The sequence below is a fragment of the Ferrigenium sp. UT5 genome (genome assembly GCF_045866295.1).
Taxonomy (GTDB): Bacteria; Pseudomonadota; Gammaproteobacteria; order Burkholderiales; family Gallionellaceae; genus Sideroxyarcus.
In genome coordinates, this window is record NZ_BAAFRY010000062.1 from 1 (window position 1) to 1,189 (window position 1,189).

2 protein-coding genes are annotated in these 1,189 nt (G+C 62.7%); both read right to left on the reverse strand.

The window, feature by feature from the left end:
- A partial coding sequence (locus tag ACKTSJ_RS11130) for an IS91 family transposase (RefSeq protein ID WP_407900239.1) occupies positions 1–959 on the reverse strand: 959 nt, incomplete at its 3' end.
- A gap of 7 nt (positions 960–966) precedes the next feature.
- The coding region (locus ACKTSJ_RS11135; protein WP_407900241.1) for a tyrosine-type recombinase/integrase at positions 967–1,189 on the reverse strand (223 nt) is incomplete at its 5' end.

Consider the following 1,189-nt stretch of genomic DNA (forward strand, 5'->3'; position numbering starts at 1 on the left):
CGATGGAAGCCGGTGGGCAGCACATGCAGCAGGAAGCGACGCATGAACTCGCCAGTGCCGAGCGTCATCGTCTTGTGTTTCGTACTTCCCTTGGCACGGTAGTCCTTCCACTTGAAGCGCACGCCGCGCTCATCCAGCGCGAGGAGTCGGCTGTTCGAGATCGCCACCCGGTGCGTGTAACGCGACAGGTAGGCCAGTACCGCCGCAGGCCCCGCAAAGGGACGTTTGGCATACACCACCCATTCGCATCTCCGCAACGGTGCGAGCCAGTCCGAGAATGCTGCCGCATCACTCAGGGAGGCATAGTCACCGAAGAACTGCAACTGCCCCAGGTGATGAGCCTTCAGCAGCTCCTCAAGGAACCGCCGTCTGAACAAGCGCGACAGCACGCGCACCGACAAGAAGAACCCCGGCTTGCACGCAACCCAGCGTTCACCGTCCAATGACAGCCCGCCGCCGGGCACGATGCCATGCACATGGGGATGGTGCGTGAGCGCCGATCCCCATGTGTGCAACACCAGCGTCGTGCCGATACGCGCCCCCAGATGCTTGGGGTCGGCCGCGATGGTGCGCAGCGTTTCCGCGGCGACCTCGAACAGCAGGCGATAGATCACCGCCTTGTTGGTATAGTCGATGGCACTGATCGGTTCCGGCAGGGTGAACACCACATGGTAATAGTCCACCGGCAGCAGCTCGGTCTGACGCGCTTCGAGCCAGCGCTTGGCGGCATTGGCCTGACACTTGGGGCAATGCCGGTTGCGGCAGGAGTTGTAGGAGATCTCGGTCTGTTCACAGGCGGTGCAGTGCAGCACATGGCCACCCAGTGCCGCACTGCGACATTGCTCGATGGCCGACATGACCTTCAGTTGACTCAGGCTCAGGTGACCCTGCTGAGCTTGACGCCAGGCAGGCCCGTGGACGCGGAAGATATCCGCGACCTCCAGCGTGGGGCGTGGCATGACCGCATCACTGGGTCGGTAGCCCTTCCAGCGGACTGATCACCTCGCGCAGCAGGTCGGTGGCAACCTGGACATAGCGTGCGGTGGTGTCCAGCTTGCGATGACCCAGCAGCACCTGAATCACGCGGATGTCCACCTTCTGCTCCAGCAGATGGGTGGCGAAACTGTGGCGCAAGGTATGCATCGAGACGCGCTTGTCCAGATGCGCCTCATCCGCTGCGGCGTGAATG